At 64.8% G+C, this 15,650-nt stretch carries 16 protein-coding genes and 1 riboswitch; of the genes, 5 read left to right on the forward strand and 11 right to left on the reverse strand.

Going from position 1 to position 15,650, the window contains the following annotated elements; genetic code table 11:
- Positions 1-26 precede the first annotated feature (26 nt).
- Positions 27-134: riboswitch (SAM-I-IV-variant riboswitch) on the forward strand.
- Positions 135-178: 44 nt separating this feature from the next.
- Positions 179-1,105, forward strand: coding sequence for a homoserine O-succinyltransferase (locus F7P65_RS06645; RefSeq protein WP_150290969.1), 927 nt, complete (start codon positions 179-181; stop codon positions 1,103-1,105).
- On the opposite strand, the gene F7P65_RS06650 is transcribed toward F7P65_RS06645, so the two are convergent.
- Positions 1,102-1,521, reverse strand: coding sequence for a sugar transporter (locus F7P65_RS06650; protein ID WP_150290970.1), 420 nt, complete (start codon positions 1,519-1,521; stop codon positions 1,102-1,104). The two genes, F7P65_RS06645 and F7P65_RS06650, sit on opposite strands and share 4 nt — an antisense overlap.
- A gap of 150 nt (positions 1,522-1,671) precedes the next feature.
- Here F7P65_RS06650 and F7P65_RS06655 point away from each other — a divergent pair, with 150 nt between their 5' ends.
- Positions 1,672-2,145 (forward strand): 2'-5' RNA ligase family protein, encoded by a 474-nt coding sequence (locus tag F7P65_RS06655; RefSeq protein ID WP_150291086.1) that lies wholly within the window; start codon positions 1,672-1,674, stop codon positions 2,143-2,145.
- 14 nt (positions 2,146-2,159) lie between these two features.
- Here F7P65_RS06655 and F7P65_RS06660 read toward each other — a convergent pair whose 3' ends face one another.
- From F7P65_RS06660 to F7P65_RS06685, 6 genes are all read right to left on the reverse strand, one after another.
- Positions 2,160-3,401, reverse strand: a complete 1,242-nt coding sequence (locus F7P65_RS06660) for an NAD(P)/FAD-dependent oxidoreductase (protein ID WP_150290971.1) — start codon at positions 3,399-3,401, stop codon at positions 2,160-2,162.
- A 127-nt stretch (positions 3,402-3,528) separates the two neighbouring features.
- A complete protein-coding gene (htpG, locus tag F7P65_RS06665; protein ID WP_150290972.1) occupies positions 3,529-5,409 on the reverse strand; it encodes a molecular chaperone HtpG in 1,881 nt (626 codons plus the stop codon).
- 86 nt (positions 5,410-5,495) lie between these two features.
- Complete coding sequence (locus tag F7P65_RS06670; protein WP_205451958.1) at positions 5,496-6,152, reverse strand: trimeric intracellular cation channel family protein; 657 nt, start codon at positions 6,150-6,152, stop codon at positions 5,496-5,498.
- 25 nt (positions 6,153-6,177) lie between these two features.
- The gene (locus tag F7P65_RS06675) at positions 6,178-7,449 is read right to left on the reverse strand and encodes a M20 family metallopeptidase (RefSeq protein WP_150290973.1); all 1,272 of its coding nucleotides are present in this window, start codon (positions 7,447-7,449) and stop codon (positions 6,178-6,180) included.
- Between the two features lie 18 nt (positions 7,450-7,467).
- Positions 7,468-8,040, reverse strand: coding sequence for an NADPH-dependent FMN reductase (locus F7P65_RS06680; protein WP_150290974.1), 573 nt, complete (start codon positions 8,038-8,040; stop codon positions 7,468-7,470).
- A 228-nt stretch (positions 8,041-8,268) separates the two neighbouring features.
- Positions 8,269-9,039: an IclR family transcriptional regulator gene (locus tag F7P65_RS06685; protein ID WP_150290975.1), complete on the reverse strand. Its 771-nt coding sequence runs from the start codon at positions 9,037-9,039 to the stop codon at positions 8,269-8,271.
- 86 nt (positions 9,040-9,125) lie between these two features.
- Between F7P65_RS06685 and F7P65_RS06690 the strand changes: the two genes are divergently transcribed.
- From F7P65_RS06690 to dmpG, 3 genes are read left to right on the forward strand one after another with little or no spacing between them, the layout of a single operon-like run.
- The gene (locus F7P65_RS06690) at positions 9,126-9,911 is read left to right on the forward strand and encodes a 2-keto-4-pentenoate hydratase (RefSeq protein ID WP_150290976.1); all 786 of its coding nucleotides are present in this window, start codon (positions 9,126-9,128) and stop codon (positions 9,909-9,911) included.
- Positions 9,912-9,916: 5 nt separating this feature from the next.
- Complete coding sequence (locus F7P65_RS06695; RefSeq protein ID WP_150290977.1) at positions 9,917-10,846, forward strand: acetaldehyde dehydrogenase (acetylating); 930 nt, start codon at positions 9,917-9,919, stop codon at positions 10,844-10,846.
- The gene (gene dmpG, locus F7P65_RS06700) at positions 10,843-11,862 is read left to right on the forward strand and encodes a 4-hydroxy-2-oxovalerate aldolase (RefSeq protein ID WP_150290978.1); all 1,020 of its coding nucleotides are present in this window, start codon (positions 10,843-10,845) and stop codon (positions 11,860-11,862) included. Before F7P65_RS06695 ends, dmpG begins: the two co-directional genes overlap by 4 nt.
- A gap of 142 nt (positions 11,863-12,004) precedes the next feature.
- Here the strand turns inward: dmpG and F7P65_RS06705 are convergent, their stop codons facing one another.
- Genes F7P65_RS06705 through F7P65_RS06720 form a run of 4 tightly spaced genes read right to left on the reverse strand, consistent with a single transcriptional unit; the run spans position 12,005 to position 15,623 of the window.
- Complete coding sequence (locus F7P65_RS06705; RefSeq protein ID WP_150290979.1) at positions 12,005-12,757, reverse strand: SDR family NAD(P)-dependent oxidoreductase; 753 nt, start codon at positions 12,755-12,757, stop codon at positions 12,005-12,007.
- A complete protein-coding gene (locus tag F7P65_RS06710) occupies positions 12,754-14,172 on the reverse strand; it encodes an FAD-dependent oxidoreductase (RefSeq protein WP_150290980.1) in 1,419 nt (472 codons plus the stop codon). Before F7P65_RS06710 ends, F7P65_RS06705 begins: the two co-directional genes overlap by 4 nt.
- Positions 14,173-14,176: 4 nt before the next feature.
- Positions 14,177-15,025 carry an isocitrate lyase/PEP mutase family protein gene (locus tag F7P65_RS06715; protein WP_150290981.1) on the reverse strand — a complete coding sequence of 283 codons (849 nt, stop codon included), beginning with the start codon at positions 15,023-15,025 and terminating at the stop codon, positions 14,177-14,179.
- A gap of 4 nt (positions 15,026-15,029) precedes the next feature.
- Entirely contained in the window at positions 15,030-15,623 is a 594-nt protein-coding gene (locus tag F7P65_RS06720) for a cysteine hydrolase family protein (RefSeq protein ID WP_150290982.1), read from the reverse strand.
- Positions 15,624-15,650 lie beyond the last annotated feature (27 nt).

A 15,650-nucleotide genomic window follows, 5' to 3' on the forward strand; every position in this document is an offset into this window, starting at 1 on the left:
AAACCGCCTTTGCGTGCCTAAATGGACGTCAGCATCAAGAGTTGGGGAGACGCCCAACGCCAACCTGCCTATCCGGGCAAGGTGGCACTCCCAAAAGGGAGGATGTGGCCGATCCGGCAAACAAGCGGACCCAAGCCACATCGTCAAGCGTCGCTCCAAAGCCAAGGAATGACGTGACGTGCCGATCAAGATAGCCGACGACCTGCCCGCCCGCCGCACGCTGGAGGCCGAGGGTGTCGTCGTCATGCGCGAAGCCGATGCAGTGCGGCAGGATATTCGCCCCTTGCGGATCGCGCTGCTCAACCTCATGCCCAACAAGATCAGCACCGAGACGCAGCTCGCCCGGCTGCTGGGGGCGACGCCGTTGCAGGTGGAATTGACGCTGGTCCGGATCAGCGACCATGTGTCGCGCAATACATCCGCCGATCATATGGCGTCTTTCTATCGTCCGTGGAGCGACGTGCGGGATGAACGGTTCGACGGCTTCATCATCACCGGCGCGCCGGTGGAGCAACTGCCTTTCGAAGCGGTGAGCTATTGGGAGGAATTGCAGGCGATTCTGGACTGGACGCAGACCCATGTGCACCGCTCGCTGAGCATCTGCTGGGCGGCGCAGGCGGCGCTGCATCATTTCCACGGCGTGGAGAAACATGCCTTGGGGCAAAAGGCGTTCGGCGTGTTCCGCCATCGGGTCCATTTGCGGTCCTCGCCATGGATGCGGGGTCTCTCCGACGATTTCTGCGTGCCGGTGTCGCGCTGGTCGGAGGTGCGGCGGCAGGATATTCCCGAAGGGCGCGGCCTGCAGATTCTGGCGGAGAGCGAAGAGTCGGGCCTGTGCCTGATCGGCGACCCGGAGCGCGGCTTTCTGCACATGTTCAACCATCTGGAATATGACAGCCGGACGCTGGCGGATGAATATGCGCGCGACGGGGGCGGGCAGTTCCCTGTCCATTATTTCCCCGATGATGATCCCGCCCAGGCGCCGCAAAATCACTGGCGCAGCCATGCGCATATGCTGTTCGGCAACTGGATCAACGAAATGTACCAGACCGCGCCTTTCGATCTGGGCGCGATTGGGCAAGGGCCGGTGTTAAACGCTGCCTAGTGAAGCAGGCCCCGGACGGTGAGGTTGCGGGCATAGCGCCACTGGAAGAGGGCGACGATCAGGATCACGGCCGGGAAGATCGCGGCCGTGACGCCCTTCACCACCAGCAGGTCGGTGTGGATGAAGCTGTAGCCGAACTGCACGATCACGCTGACGATCGAGAGCAGGAACAGGGGTACTGCGGCGCGCTTGCGGAGGAGGAGCAGGATCGCGCCGAGCGTCCCGGCGCCGACCGCGACGGCATAAGCCGTCCAGGCCCAGCCCGGCATCGCCGCGAAGATGCCGGCGGTATAAGGATCGGTCTTGGCCAACTGGCTGAGGTCGGCGCTATATTGCATGATGAAGGCGCCAACCCCCATCATGTTCCAGAATAGCAGGACGATGCCTATACCCCAAAAGGATCGCGGTGCGGTCATGGCTGTTTTCCCCTCCATGGGCGGTCGGTTTATCGGGACCGGTTAGGGCGATCATATCGTTCGCCGCAATTTTGCGAAAGCGGTGCAGGAAAGGGGCGTAAGTAGTTGATTGAGCGAGTTTCAGTACCGCCGATCATTGTGACCGCCTTGATGGGGGCGGCGGACTTCGGCTGGGCCGAGGGGCTGCGGCGCGCTCATTTTCCCGCTGAGCGCAATCTGGTCCCGGCGCATCTCACCTTGTTCCATCATTTGCCGCCCTCGGCCCTGGAGGAAGTGGCGCACCGATTGAAGCGGCTTTGTATCGGACCTGCGCCCGCTGCGCGGTTGACGGAGGTGATGCTGCTGGGGCGGGGCGTTGCCTATCGGGTGGACAGCCCCGAGCTGATGGCGATGCGCGATGAACTGGCGGACGCTTTTGCGGGCTTGCTGGTGCCGCAGGATCAGGGGCGGCCGCGCTTTCACATCACGGTGCAGAACAAGGTCGAACCGCGAGAGGCCAAGGCGCTGGCGGAGACGTTGAGGCGGGAATTCCGCCCGAGGCCGCTCGCGATAGTCGGGCTTGCGGCCTGGCATTATCGCGGCGGACCCTGGGAATTGGCGAAGAAGGTCCGCTTTCGGGGCTGACCTTCCTCGATCGGTCAGGCGAGGCCGACTTCCTTGAGCGGCACCGCCGGGTCAGCGAGTTGCGCGTGATCCAGCACCGCGCCGGAGACGACATGGGCGCGGCCCTGCACATAGTCCTTGACCGCATTGACGCAGTCGAGCGCGATCAGCTTGCCGCCCTTCATGTACAGGACCGAAAAGCCGCGGGTGGCGGGATCGCCGCGCAGGATCGTCTGGTCATGGCCGGTGGAGAGCCCCACGGTCTGGAGCTTCAGATCATATTGGTTCGACCAGAACCACGGTACCGCATGATAGGCTTCTTCCTTGCCCATGATGTGGCTGACGGCGGTTTTCGCCTGATCATTGGCGTTCTGCACGGACTCGAGGCGGATTTGCGCGCCGCGCGCGAAGCTGTTGGCATGGGCCGCGCAATCGCCCACCGCATAGATGTCGGGCAGGCTGGTGCGGCAATATTCATCCACGTCCACGCCATTGCCGCCGACCGCGCCCGCCGCGATCAGCGGGCCGGTTTCGGGGATGATGCCGATGCCGACGATCACCATGTCGGTTTCGATCCGCTCGCCATCCTGCATCAGCACGGCGGTCGCCTTGCCGTCGGTGACCTCGATGCAGTCCATCCGCGCGCCGGTGCGCAGGTCGACGCCATGGGCGCGGTGTTCTGCTTCGTAGAAGCGCGACAGTTCTTCACCCGCCACGCGCGCCAGCACGCGGTCGAGGGCTTCGAGCAGCACGACCTTCTTGCCGAACTTCGACAGGACGGCAGCGGCTTCGAGGCCGATATAGCCGCCGCCGATGACGGTCACATGGTTGATCTGGTCGATCTTCGCCATCATCGCGTCGACATCGTCGCGGCGACGAACGGCATGGACGTTGGACGCATCGGCACCGGCGCAGGTCAACATGCGCGGGGAGCCGCCAGTGCACCAGATCAGCTTGCCATAACCGATTTCGCGGTCGCCCATTTCCTTGCCGCCCGCCGTCACGAACTTGCCGACGGGATCGACCGACTTGACGCGCAGCCCCAGCAGCATGTCGATCTTGCGCTCGTCCCAGAAGCTCGCGGGACGGATCAGGATGCGGTCGAAGCTCTTGTCGCCCGCGAAATATTCCTTGGACAGCGGCGGGCGCTCATAGGGCGGGTCCTTTTCATCGCCGATCATGGCGATGGTGCCTTCAAACCCCAATTGGCGCAGCGAAATGCCGGCCTGTGCCCCTGCGTGACCGGCGCCTACGATCAGAACGTCATAATAGCTCATTAGCGCGCTGTTCCCTCAATTCCTGTCGCCGCGTGCTTGGCGTGCTTTCGCGGCAGTGGCAAGCGGATTGTCGTTCGATACCGTTATCGGGGGACCGGTGGCCGGGACGGTCCCGGCCACCGTCCATTCACTGGATCGCGCCGCCGATCATGCGGGCGAGGCGCGCGGAAAAGGCACGTGGATCGGCGGGAAGCTCGCCATCGGCGATGCGGGCTTCGTCGAGCAGCAAGCGCGCGGCATCCTCGCGCAGGCCGCTATCCTCCGCCAGCGCGCCCAGCCGGGCGATCAGCTCGTGGCGGGGATTGATCTCCAGCACCGGCTTTGCCGCATGGTCGAGGCGTCCAGCCCCGGCCAGCATCTTTTCAAGCTGGCGGTCCATCGCATTGTCCGGTGCGACCAGGCAGACGGCGCTTTCCGTCAGCCGTTCCGATGCGCGGACGTCGGAGACTTCCTCGCCCAGCACGCCCTTGACGTAGGTGATGAAGCCATCGACTTCTGCCGACGCCTGGGCGGGGGCCGTTTCGCCGTCGGCCAAGGGGATCAGGCTGAGGTCGGCCAGGCCCTGCGTCACCGACTTGAACGGTTTGCCCTGATAGTCGGCGCCCGCCGTGACCCAGAAGCTGTCGACCTGATCGGTGAGCAGCAGCACCTCGGTCCCGCGAGCGCGGAACCCTTCAAGCTGGGGGGAGGAGGCGAGGCGGTCGAGGTCCGATCCGGTGGCGTAGTAGATCGCGGTCTGATTGTCCTTCACCGCCCCGACATAGTCCTTGAGCGAGCGCCAGTCCTCGCCCGAAACGGTGGACTTGAAGCGGGCGAGGCCAAGCAGCGTCTCGCGCCGGGAGAAATCCTCGTACAGCCCTTCCTTCAGGACCGCGCCGAAATTCTGCCAGAAGGCGCGATAGGCGTCCGCATCCTTTTCGGCCAGCTTGTCCAGTTCGGCGAGGATGCGGTTCGCGACGCCCTTCTGAATAGCGGCGAGCACCGGGCTTTCCTGGATCATCTCGCGCGAGACGTTGAGCGGCAGGTCGTTGCTGTCGACCAGACCGCGCACGAAACGCAGGTAGCGCGGCAGGATCTGCGCCTCGTCGGTGATGAAGACGCGACGGACATAGAGCTTCATCCGGCCGGCGCGATCCGGGTCGAACAGGTCGAAGGGGGGCATGGAGGGCAGGAAGGCGAGGACCGAATATTCGTGCAGCCCTTCGGCCCGATAATGCAGCGTCAGGGCCGGTTCATCGAACTGGCCGGCGGTGCTGCGGTAGAAGTCGGTATATTCCTCCGCCGTGATGTCCGACTTTGGGCGGGTCCAGAGCGCCGCGCCGTCTGCGATCTGCTTTTCCTCTGCATCCGGCTTTTCCTTGAGGAAGATGGGGACGGGGACATGGCCCGACTGCGCGGTGACGATGCGCTGGGTGGTGAAGGCTTCGGTGTAGCTGGCGGCGTCTTCCTTCAGATGGAGGACGATGCGGGTCCCGCGCGCCGGGGCTTGCGCCGGGTCGACACGCTGGATGGTGTAGCTGCCCAGGCCATCCGACGCCCAGTGCGCGGCGGTGTCGGCGCCGGCGCGGCGGGAATAGACATCGACGCGATCCGCGACCATGAAGGCCGAATAGAAGCCGACGCCGAACTGGCCGATCAGTTGCGCGCCTTCGCCTTCCTGGGCGGCGGCGACGCGCTCCATGAAGGCGCGGGTGCCCGACCGGGCGATGGTGCCCAGCGCTTCGGCCAATTCGATCTCGCTCATGCCGATGCCGTTATCCTCCAGGATCAACTGGCGGGCGTCGGGGTCGAGCGTCAGGGTGATGCGCGGCTGGCCATCTTCCCCGGCGAGGGCGGGATCGCTCAGCAGTTCGTAGCGCAGCTTCTCGCAGGCGTCGGCTGCGTTGGAGATCAACTCGCGCAGGAAGACATCCTTGTCCGAATAGACCGAGTGCACCATCATGTGGAGCAGCCGGGCGACGTCGGCCTCAAAGGAACGGGTTTCGGGTGCGGTGCCGGTCGTGGTCATGGCGGTGCGAAAGCTCTCCCAAATGGAATCCGGCCCGTCAGATGGCTGGAGCGGCGGCGGCTTTCAAGTCCCCGATCCGGTGGAATTCAGTCCTGCGGCCTTTTGCGTTCGCTGGCCTGGGGGAGATGCCAGCCGCGCCGGATGGCCACCATGCGCAGGCTGAAACAGGCAAGGCCGCCTCCGCAGGCGGTGAGGAGGATCGGAAAATACAGCATGTGACCGATCACCACGATCGCCGCGCCGACCAGCGCTGCCACGGCATAGAGGTCCGAACGAAGCACGCCGGGAATTTCAGCAAGAAGCACATCCCGCGCCACGCCGCCGCCAATGCCGGTCAGCATTCCCAGCAGGGCTGCCATGACCGGGCTTAGCCCGAAGGCCAGCGCCTTTTCCGTTCCGGCCACCGCGAACAGCGCCAATCCCATCGCGTCCAGCATCCGTACCGGATTGCGCAGCTTTTCGATCAGCGACGACCAGAAGAAACAGATGAGGCCCGCCGCAATCGATACCGCCAGATAGCGCCAGTCCTGCAATGCGGCCGGCGGTACCGCGCCGATCACTACATCGCGGGTGATCCCCCCGAAGGTTGAAGCCGCGAAGGAGAGCACCAGGACGCCGAAGATGTCGAGTTGCCGCCGCACCCCTGCCGTCGCGCCGCTCAGCGCGAAGGCGAAGGTGCCGGCAAGATCGAGAATGAGGACGAGCACGCGCAGGAGTTCATCGGTCGCTTGCCCCGCCATCATGGTCGCACGTCCTTTTTGCAGTCATTCATGAAGCGGCGTTCCAGGCCATCGCCGCCGTCGCCATGGCCTCCACTCCGGTCTTCAGCGTCGGATGCAGGACCGGCGCGAAATGCGGGCTGTGATTGACGGGCAATTCATTCAACCGTCCTTCGGCCACGGCCTTGGCAAAGAGTTCAGGATCGGTTCCGCCGACAAACCAGAATACCGACGGGACGCTCCATTCGGTGCCGTAACAGCCGAAATCCTCGCTGGCGCAGGCGGGGCCGCTATGCTGGACCCGGTCGGTCGAGAAATGCGCGCGGAACGCCGCGGCGATGCGGTCGCTTGCGTCCTTGTCATTGACGTTGAGCGGATAGCGGTCGAGCGGCGTGATCTCCGGCGGGCGGGGCGCGCCGGACGCGGCTGCCTCCGCATGGACGATCCGTTCGATCGCGGACAGCACGCGCTCGCGCACGCCTTCGTCGAAAGTCCGCACATTGAGTTTGATGAGGGCTTCGTCGGGAATGATATTTTCCTTGGTCCCCGCTTGCAGAACGCCGACGGTGACCACGGCGGCCTCGGTCGCTGCGACTTCGCGCGAAACGACGGTTTGCAGACGCAGCACGGTCGATGCGGCCATGACGACCGGGTCGATGCTGGCTTGCGGCATCGATCCGTGCGCGCCGCGGCCGAACATGCGGATCTGAAGGCTGTCCGCCGCCGAGGTGATCGGCCCAGCGGTGCCGGAGACCGTGCCTGCCGCGCCGACCATGACATGCTGACCCAGCACGACATCCGGCTTCGGGAAACGTGCCAGCAGGCCGTCGTCGATCATCGCCCGCGCGCCCTGGGCCGTTTCCTCGCCCGGCTGGAACAGGACGATCAACGTGCCCCGCCAGGCATCGCGATTGCGGGCGAACAGGGCGCTTGCGCCCATGAGCCATGCCACATGCATGTCATGGCCGCAGGAATGCGCGACGGGCACGGTCTTGCCGGAGGGATCGGTGCCGGTGACCGTGCTGGCGTAATCCAGCCCCGTATCCTCGGCCACCGGCAGGGCGTCCATGTCCGCGCGCAGCAGGACGGTTGGCCCATCGCCATTGCGCAGCAGGCCGACGACGCCCGTTTTGCCGATGCCCGCCGTCACTTCATAGCCGTTGTCGTTCAGATGCCGTTCGGCAATGGCGGCGGTACGGACCTCCTCCATCGATAGTTCGGGATGGGCATGGATGTCCTTATACGCCGCCTCCAGCATCGGCAGCAGGTCTGGAAGGCCGGCCAGCAGCCGGCCCAGAGGATCGGTAGATGTCTCGCTCATATCTGTTCCTTCCGAACCTCAGGCGCGATTGGGCAGCGCGGACAGCACCCGGGCAATGAAGTCCTGAAATTCTTCCATATAGTGACGCAGGAAATCCTCGGTCGAGGCGACCGTGATTTCGCCATTGTCGCTGATCAGACCGGGCGTGTAGTGGATATAGGCCTCCGGCGCGTTCATCTGCGGCGAATTGCAGAAGCTGAGTACGCTGCGCAAGCTCTGCTGAGCGACGGCGGTGCCGATGGCGCCAGGCGACGCGCCGATCACGGCGGAAGGCTTATGGGTGAAACTGTTGGTGCCATAGGGCCGGCTGGCCCAGTCTATCGCGTTCTTGAGGCCGCCGGGGATCGATCGATTATATTCCGGGGTCACGAACAGCAGCGCGTCGACCGCCTTGAGCGCGTCCTTGAAGGCGCGTGCGACCGGCGGGAAATCGGCATCATAATCATAGCTGTAGAGCGGCAGTTCCGAAAAGGAGATCTCTACGAAGCTGAGATTTTCGGGTGCAAGCCGGATAAGTGCCTGGGCGAGTTTGCGATTGATCGATTCGCGGGCGAGGCTTCCGATCAGATAGCCGACCTTATACTGTTTCATGAGGGGGACCTCCGGAATAAACGGCGGACGCTTTGGGGCAGAGTCCGTCGCCATGTTCTGGTGTAGACCCAACCGGCCTGTCATGCACCTCCCATGTTGCGAAGGCGATGTGCGATCTCGATACCCGTGGGGCCATGGGATGCCAGGTCGAACCCTCTCATATTGTATGAGCCGCGCTTCGGATCCATTCATCCCCGGCGCGTCGGGCGAGGGAGGCTTCCAGACGGTCTAACGATCCGTGCCGACGTTCGCCTCCGCCTCGATGGCGGACGCGGCCTGGCGGAGCATGGCCAGCAGAACGTCGTCGGCCATGCGTTTGTTGCCGGTGTCGGCTTGCGAAACGGAGATAGCCGCCACCACCTGCTGCGCGGGATTGCGGATCGGGACGGCCATGCAGAACAGGCCATCGGCAATTTCGCCGTCGTCCACGGCAAATCCCTGCTCCTGTACCTTGATCAGTTCAGCGGTGAGTGCGGCCGGTTCGGTAATGGTTTTTGCCGTCAGGGGCACGAAGGGACCACCAGCCAGATAATTGTCCCGGTCCTTGTCGGGGAGATAGGCCAGCAACACCTTGCCCATGCCCGAGCAATAAGCCTCCAACTGCATGCCAACCTTGGTGAACAGGGCGCTGGCACCTTGGCCGGTCTTGATACGGTAAGTGACCATTTCATTTTCCAGCGTGCCCAACTGAACGGTGCTGCGCACCCGCGTTGCCAGGCGGTGCAGGATCGGCGCGGCGACATTGGCGATCAGTTGCTTCTCGTCCAGCCGCTGCGCGAGCTTCATGAGGCGCGATCCCGCGACATGACGCCCCTTGCCCAGCGGGCGCAGATAATCCTCCGCCACCAACGTCGCAATCTGCCGATGCGCCGTCGCCACGGGGAGGCCGAGCCTGCGGGCCATCTCCGCGACGCTGCTTGCCCCGCCATCGTCGACCACGGCCTCCAGCATGGTGAGCGTGCGCTTGAACGAACTGAGTTGCGGCGTTCCATCTCTCATAATGTGAGAAGATAGCCGACCGGTCGGCTGGCGCCAAGGGGAAAGCCTCCTTAAAAAAGAGCGAACCAAGAGAGGATGAGGAATCGATGCTGGTCCCCAATCATGAAGACCTCGCCCGCCGTTTGCGGGACGCCTATACAGGCGGCGCGGTGCCGCCGATGCGCGATGGGCTGGAACCGCAGGATGCCGACAGCGCCTATGCGATCCAAACGATCAACACCCGCTATTGGGAGGCGCAGGGGCGCCGCATCGTCGGGCGCAAGGCGGGGCTGACGGCCAGGGCGGTGCAGCAGCAGCTGGGCGTGGACCAGCCCGACTTCGGCGTGTTGTTCGACGACATGCAGGTGATCGATGGCGGCACGCTCGATCCGGCGCGCGCCTTGCAGCCCAAGGCGGAGGCGGAAATCGCCTTCATCCTGGGTCAGGACCTGTCCGATCCCGACACCACGCCGCAGATGGTGGCGCGGGCCGTTGCCAGCGTGCATGCGGCAATCGAGATTGTCGACAGCCGCATTGCAGACTGGAAGATCACCTTTGCCGATACGGTCGCGGACAACGGGTCTTCCGCTTTCTTCGTCCTGGCCGGGGATGGCAGGCCGCTGGCCGGGCTGGACCTCTATAGCTGCGGCATGGTGATGGAAATCAACGGCGCCCCGGTGTCGCTGGGGGCGGGGGCCGCGGTGCTGGGCAATCCGCTGAACGCCGCCGCCTGGCTGGCGCAGACGCTGGCGCGGCGCGGCGAACCCCTGAAGGCGGGCGATATTCTTCTGGGCGGGGCGCTGGGACCGATGGTCGCGCTCCATCCCGGCGATCATGTCCGGGCCGTCATCGGCGGCATCGGCGAAACCAGCTTCACTTACGGAAAGGTTTGAGAACCATGGCCAAGACCAAGGCGGCCATCATCGGGTCGGGCAATATCGGCACCGACCTGATGATCAAGATCATGCGCCTGTCGGACACGCTGGAAATGGGCGCGTTCGTCGGCATCGACCCGGAATCGGACGGGCTGAAGCGCGCCGCGCGCATGGGCGTGCCGATCACGGCGGAGGGAATAGACGGCCTTGTCGCCATGCCGGAATTTGCCGACATCAAGATCGTGTTCGACGCGACCTCGGCAGGCGCGCACAAGCGGAACAATGAACTGCTTCAGGCGCATGGCAAGAAGGTGATCGACCTCACCCCTGCCGCCGTCGGCCCCTATACCATCCCGCCGGTCAACGGCCTTGCCAATCTGGACGCGGACAATGTCAACATGGTGACCTGCGGCGGGCAGGCGACCATTCCGATCGTCCATGCCGTCAACCGGGTGGCGAAGGTCCATTATGGCGAGATCGTCGCGTCCATCTCGTCCAAGAGCGCAGGCCCTGGCACCCGCGCCAATATCGATGAGTTCACCGAAACCACGAGCCAGGCGATTGTCGATGTCGGCGGCGCGACGCGGGGCAAGGCGATCATCATCCTCAACCCCGCCGAACCGCCGTTGATCATGCGCGACACCGTCTATTGCCTCGCCGAGGACGGCGATCAGGACGCCATCCGCCAGAGCGTCGCGGACATGGTGGCCGAAGTGCAGACCTATGTTCCGGGTTATCGGTTGAAGCAGGAGGTGCAGTTCGAGCATGTCGGCTCCAACAAGCCTCTGCATATTCCCGAAATGGGCGGGGACTTCACCGGCCTCAAGGTCACGGTCTTCCTCGAAGTGGAGGGCGCGGCCCATTATCTGCCTGCCTATGCCGGCAATCTCGACATCATGACCTCGGCCGCGCTGCGCACCGCCGAGCGTATCGCGGAAAGGATGGCAGCATGACCTTCGATCCCACGCAGACGAAACTCTATATTCAGGACGTCACCCTGCGCGACGGGATGCACGCCATCCGTCACCAATATGGCCTCGACCATGTCAAGGCGATCGCCAAAGCGCTCGACCGGGCGAAGGTCGACGCGATCGAGGTCGCCCATGGCGACGGCCTGCAAGGGTCGAGCTTCAACTACGGCTTCGGCGCGCATACCGATTGGGACTGGATCGCGGCGGTGGCCGAAGTGCTGGAGCATAGTGTCCTCACCACTCTGCTGCTGCCGGGCATCGGCACCGTGCATGACCTGAAGCGCGCCTATGACCTGGGCGTCCGGTCGGTGCGGATCGCCACCCATTGCACCGAAGCCGATGTGTCGAAACAGCATATCGAAGCGGCGCGGAACCTCGGCATGGACGTGTCGGGCTTCCTGATGATGAGCCACATGACCGACCCGGACTCGCTGGCGAAGCAGGCCAAGCTGATGGAAGATTATGGCGCGCACTGCGTCTATGTCACCGACAGCGGCGGCGCGATGAACATGAACGACTATGCAGCGCGGCTACGGGCCTATGACCGCGTGCTGAAGCCGGAGACGCAGCGCGGCGTGCATGCCCATCACAATCTGTCGCTGGGCGTCGCCAACTCGATGATCGCGGTGGAAAATGGCGCGCTGCGCGTCGATGCCAGCCTGGCGGGCATGGGCGCGGGCGCGGGCAATGCGCCGCTGGAGGTGTTCATCGCCGCCGCCGATCGTTGCGGCTGGCAGCATGGCTGCGACCTCTATGCGCTGATGGATGCGGCGGAAGATCTCGTCCGTCCGTTGCAGGACCGCCCGGTCCGCGTCGACCGCGAGACGCTGACGCTCGGCTATGCGGGGGTCTATTCCTCCTTCCTGCGCCATGCGGAAAAGGCTGCGGCCGATTATGGCGTCGACACCCGCGCCATCCTCACCGAAGTCGGCCGCCGCAAGATGGTCGGCGGGCAGGAGGATATGATCGTGGATATTGCGCTGGATATGCGCCGCTGACACAGGAAAGGGCATGGCAATCCGGAAATTGCCCTGCCCTATACCAAGTCGCTGAGATGCTGACGCATCACGACTTGGAAACGCTCAGGCGCCGCGCGGGCTTTACCAGGATTCAATGAGTCAGACTTATCGAATCCTGATATCAATCCATCCAGAGGCCGCCGTTGACGTCGATGATCTCGCCGGTGACGAAGGCGTTCTCGCGCGAACAGAGCCAGGCGACCATGCCCGCGACCTCGTCCGCATTGCCCATGCGGCCTGCCGGGATTTGCCGGACCAGTGCGGCCGGGAAGCTGGTCGTCATCGGGCTGGCGATCGGGCCGGGCGCCACGGCGTTGACCGTTATGCCGTGCACCGCAAGCTCCTTGGCGAGGTAGAGCGTCATCGCGTGGACGCCCGCCTTGGCGGCGCCATAGGCGGCATTGCCGGCGCGGGCCTGTTCACCGGCATCGAGCCAGGGGCGGGGATTGCCGCCATTTTTGGCGAGGACGGAGCCGATATTCACGATCCGCCCGAAACCGGCCGCTTTCATGGGCGCGATCACCGCCTGATTGGCGAGGAACACGCCGCGCAGGTTGATCGCATGGACGCGGTCCCATTCCTCCGCCGTGATGTTTTCGAACGCGCCGGTCGAGGTGATCCCGGCGGCGGTGACGAGGCAGTCGATCCTGCCGAAATCCGCCAGAACCCGATCCACCAGCGCGCGCAATTGCGCCGCGTCCGAGAGGTCGGCGGCATAGGCGCGCCCTTGCGCGGCCGGTGTGGGCGCTTCCCGGTCGGCGAGGGCGACATGCGCGCCGCCCTCCGCCATGCGTCGGGCGATGGCGCCGCCGATCATCCCGCCGCCGCCGGTGACGAGCGCCACCATGCCGTCGAGCGCGATCCGGGTCGTCATTGCGTCCGGCCGCTGGCGTGCAGCGCCGCCTGACGCCCGAACACCGCGCCGCGCAGCACGGAGGTCGATCCGGTATAGGTGCGATAGTAGATGCCCATCGTCTCCCCGGCGGCGTAGAGACCGGGGATGGCGCGTCCGTCCTGGTCGATGACGCGGGCATGGCGGTCGACCTTCAGCCCGCCGAAGGTGAAGACATTGGCCGAGATGATCGGCCAGGCCAGGAAGGGCGCGCAGTCGACCGGGCGTGCCCAGTGGGACTTGGGCGGGGTCAGGCCCTGCGTGGCGAGACCGTCCTTTTCGAGCGGCTTGAACGCGCCCTCGACGCAGGCGGCGTTGTAGCGCGCCATGGTTTCGCAGAGCGCATCGGCGGGCAGGTCCAGCTTTTCGGCCAGCGCTTCGATACTGTCGGCCTTGATCGGCGGCTGGTCGGTGCGGCTGCCCTTCTGCCAGTTCGGCACATCGTCGATCCGCGCGTCGACGATCAGCCAGGCGATGCCGTCGCGCTGCTCGTAGATACGGCGGGTGACATTTTCATAATGGGCGTCGACCGTGCCGGGCGCTTCATCGGTGAAGCGCTGCCCCTGCTTGTTGACCAGCACGCCATAGGGAAAGGTGAAGATGGCAGGCTCGGCCAGGCCGGAGCGGGGATCGATCGGTTCGGCATGGTAGCTGCCGAAATCGCCATTGGGCGCGGCGCCGATGTCGAGCGCCATGCGGATGCCTTCGCCCTTGTTATAATGGCCGCCGCGCGCCACCGGGCGCAGATTGATGGCCGGAGCGCCGACATAGCGGGCCAGCATTTCCGGATTGCCCTCAAAGCCGCCGCAAGCGAGGATCACCGCGTCGCCGCTAACGTCTCCGTTGCTGGTGGCGAGGCCGGTGACTCGGTTGTCCCGTGTCAGCAAGGCGCGGGCGGTGGTTTCGAAGCGGAAGGTCACGCCGCAGGCCTTGCAGGCTTGGGTCAATGTTTCGACCATGGCGAGGCCTCCGCCAATGGGCAGCAGGCGGGTGGTCGTGGTGGTGATGAAGGCGGTCGGCAGGAAGTCGAAGCGCAGTCCGGCCTGTTCCAGCCATCGCAGGGTGGAACCCGCATGGTCGGCAAAGGCGCCCAGAAGGTCGGGATCGACCATCGACTGGCTGCGGGCGAGGGGCGACCAGTCGGCATGGTCGCGCACCATTTCCTGTTCGATGCCGGGATCGGTATAGCCGCCGGCATTGGCCATGAAATGGTCGATGAAGTCGTCGGCAACCTCGTCCATCGATTTCATGCGCAGATAGGCTTCGGTATAGCGGGTGTTGCCGCCATGCTCGCCCTCCGATGCGCGTTCGACGACTGTCACCTGCGCGCCGGTTTGCGCGGCGGTCAGCGCGGCGCTCAGGCCCGCGATGCCGCTGCCAACAACGATGACGTGCATGATTTTACTCCGGTTTGAAGCGCTGTTCGAGCGCGTCCCATTTGTCCTTCGCGACGGCGGCCTGCCGCTCCCCGAAGGAGGCAAGCTGGTCGTGCACGGCGTCGAGCGAGCCGGTGGCCTTCAGCGATCCCAGCACATTCACCGACGCGCGGACCGCCGCCTGCAACGCGGCATTGGCGTAGAGCACCAGCCCGAAGCCCATTTCCGCCAGCTGCGACTGGGGCAGGGGCGGGGTCTTGCCGCCATGGACGATATTGGCCACCTGCGGCGCGGGGAGGGCGGCGATGCGGCGCATCTGATCGGCGTCGCGGGGCGCCTCGACAAAAGTGATGTCCGCGCCTGCCTCGACAAAGGCCTGTGCCCGTTCGAGCGCGGCGTCGATGCCATCCACCGCCAGCGCATCGGTGCGGGCGACGATCAGCGTGTCGCGGGTGCGGGCGTCGGCGGCTGCGCGAATCTTGGGCAGCATCTCGCCCAGCGGAATGACGCCCTTGCCGTTGAAATGGCCGCAGCGTTTCGGGAAAAGCTGATCCTCAAGCTGGATGGCGGCGGCGCCCGCGCGCTCCAATACCTTCATGGTGCGATAGGTGTTGACGCCATTGCCGAAGCCCGTGTCCGCGTCGACGATCAGCGGCAAGCTGACCGCATCGGCAATGCGGGCGACGGTGCCGGCAATATCGTCCAGCGTGGTGAGGCCGATGTCCGGCGCGCCCAGGGCCATGTTGGCGATGCCGGCGCCGGTCACATAGACGCATTCGAAGCCCAGATCCTCGATGATGCGGGCGAAGAGCGCATTGGCTGCGCCCGGCGCCAGCACCGCCTGCCTGCGCCCGGCGATGTCCCGAAGCGACATGGCTTCAGTTTGCGCTGGCGGAAGCGACGAACGCTTCCGTGCTGGTCACGGCGCCGACCGCAGGCGCGATCATGGTGATGAAATGATCGTGCAGCGCGGGGTTGGGCGCGGCGCAGATATCCTCGATCACCACGGGCGCGAAACCGGCGTCATCGGCGAAGCGGGCGGTGCTTTCCACGACCAGATGGGTCGCCACGCCGCCCATATAGAGCCGCTTGATGCTGTTCTGCATCAGCCAGGTCATGAGGCCGGTGTTGAAGAAGGGGTTGACGCACTGTTTGGTGATGACCAGTTCGCCCTTGGCGGGAGCGACTTCGGGGTGAAATTCCGTGCCGAATTCGCCGACGATGGCGGCGCGGTTGGATTTGAGGCCGCCGATCCGCGCGGCGACGCTCAGACAGTCGGCATAGTCGGCGCGGAAGCCCAGCCGGACGTGGACGACAGCCATGTCCGCCGCGCGCGCCGCTGCAAGACAGGCCCGAGCGTTGGCGAGTACGCCGCGTTCCTCGACAATCCGGGCAAGCCCGTGGGCCCCGACCTTGCCCCGGGGATCGACCATTTCATTTTGAAGGTCGAGCAGCAGCAACGCGGATTTCATGCAAATTACTCCGATGTATTTTGATGG

The organism is Sphingobium estronivorans (assembly GCF_008692605.1).
Taxonomy (GTDB): Bacteria; Pseudomonadota; Alphaproteobacteria; order Sphingomonadales; family Sphingomonadaceae; genus Sphingobium; species Sphingobium estronivorans.

Bases quoted from the DNA above. Each gene is read 5' to 3' on its own strand.
- F7P65_RS06650 (WP_150290970.1), bottom strand. From the start codon at position 1,521: ATGACCGCACCGCGATCCTTTTGGGGTATAGGCATCGTCCTGCTATTC.
- F7P65_RS06655 (WP_150291086.1), top strand. From the start codon at position 1,672: ATGGGGGCGGCGGACTTCGGCTGGGCCGAGGGGCTGCGGCGCGCTCAT.
- F7P65_RS06660 (WP_150290971.1), bottom strand. From the start codon at position 3,401: ATGAGCTATTATGACGTTCTGATCGTAGGCGCCGGTCACGCAGGGGCA.
- htpG (WP_150290972.1), bottom strand. From the start codon at position 5,409: ATGACCACGACCGGCACCGCACCCGAAACCCGTTCCTTTGAGGCCGAC.
- F7P65_RS06670 (WP_205451958.1), bottom strand. From the start codon at position 6,152: ATGATGGCGGGGCAAGCGACCGATGAACTCCTGCGCGTGCTCGTCCTC.
- F7P65_RS06675 (WP_150290973.1), bottom strand. From the start codon at position 7,449: ATGAGCGAGACATCTACCGATCCTCTGGGCCGGCTGCTGGCCGGCCTT.
- F7P65_RS06680 (WP_150290974.1), bottom strand. From the start codon at position 8,040: ATGAAACAGTATAAGGTCGGCTATCTGATCGGAAGCCTCGCCCGCGAA.
- F7P65_RS06685 (WP_150290975.1), bottom strand. From the start codon at position 9,039: ATGAGAGATGGAACGCCGCAACTCAGTTCGTTCAAGCGCACGCTCACC.
- F7P65_RS06690 (WP_150290976.1), top strand. From the start codon at position 9,126: ATGCTGGTCCCCAATCATGAAGACCTCGCCCGCCGTTTGCGGGACGCC.
- F7P65_RS06695 (WP_150290977.1), top strand. From the start codon at position 9,917: ATGGCCAAGACCAAGGCGGCCATCATCGGGTCGGGCAATATCGGCACC.
- dmpG (WP_150290978.1), top strand. From the start codon at position 10,843: ATGACCTTCGATCCCACGCAGACGAAACTCTATATTCAGGACGTCACC.
- F7P65_RS06705 (WP_150290979.1), bottom strand. From the start codon at position 12,757: ATGACGACCCGGATCGCGCTCGACGGCATGGTGGCGCTCGTCACCGGC.
- F7P65_RS06710 (WP_150290980.1), bottom strand. From the start codon at position 14,172: ATGCACGTCATCGTTGTTGGCAGCGGCATCGCGGGCCTGAGCGCCGCG.
- F7P65_RS06715 (WP_150290981.1), bottom strand. From the start codon at position 15,025: ATGTCGCTTCGGGACATCGCCGGGCGCAGGCAGGCGGTGCTGGCGCCG.
- F7P65_RS06720 (WP_150290982.1), bottom strand. From the start codon at position 15,623: ATGAAATCCGCGTTGCTGCTGCTCGACCTTCAAAATGAAATGGTCGAT.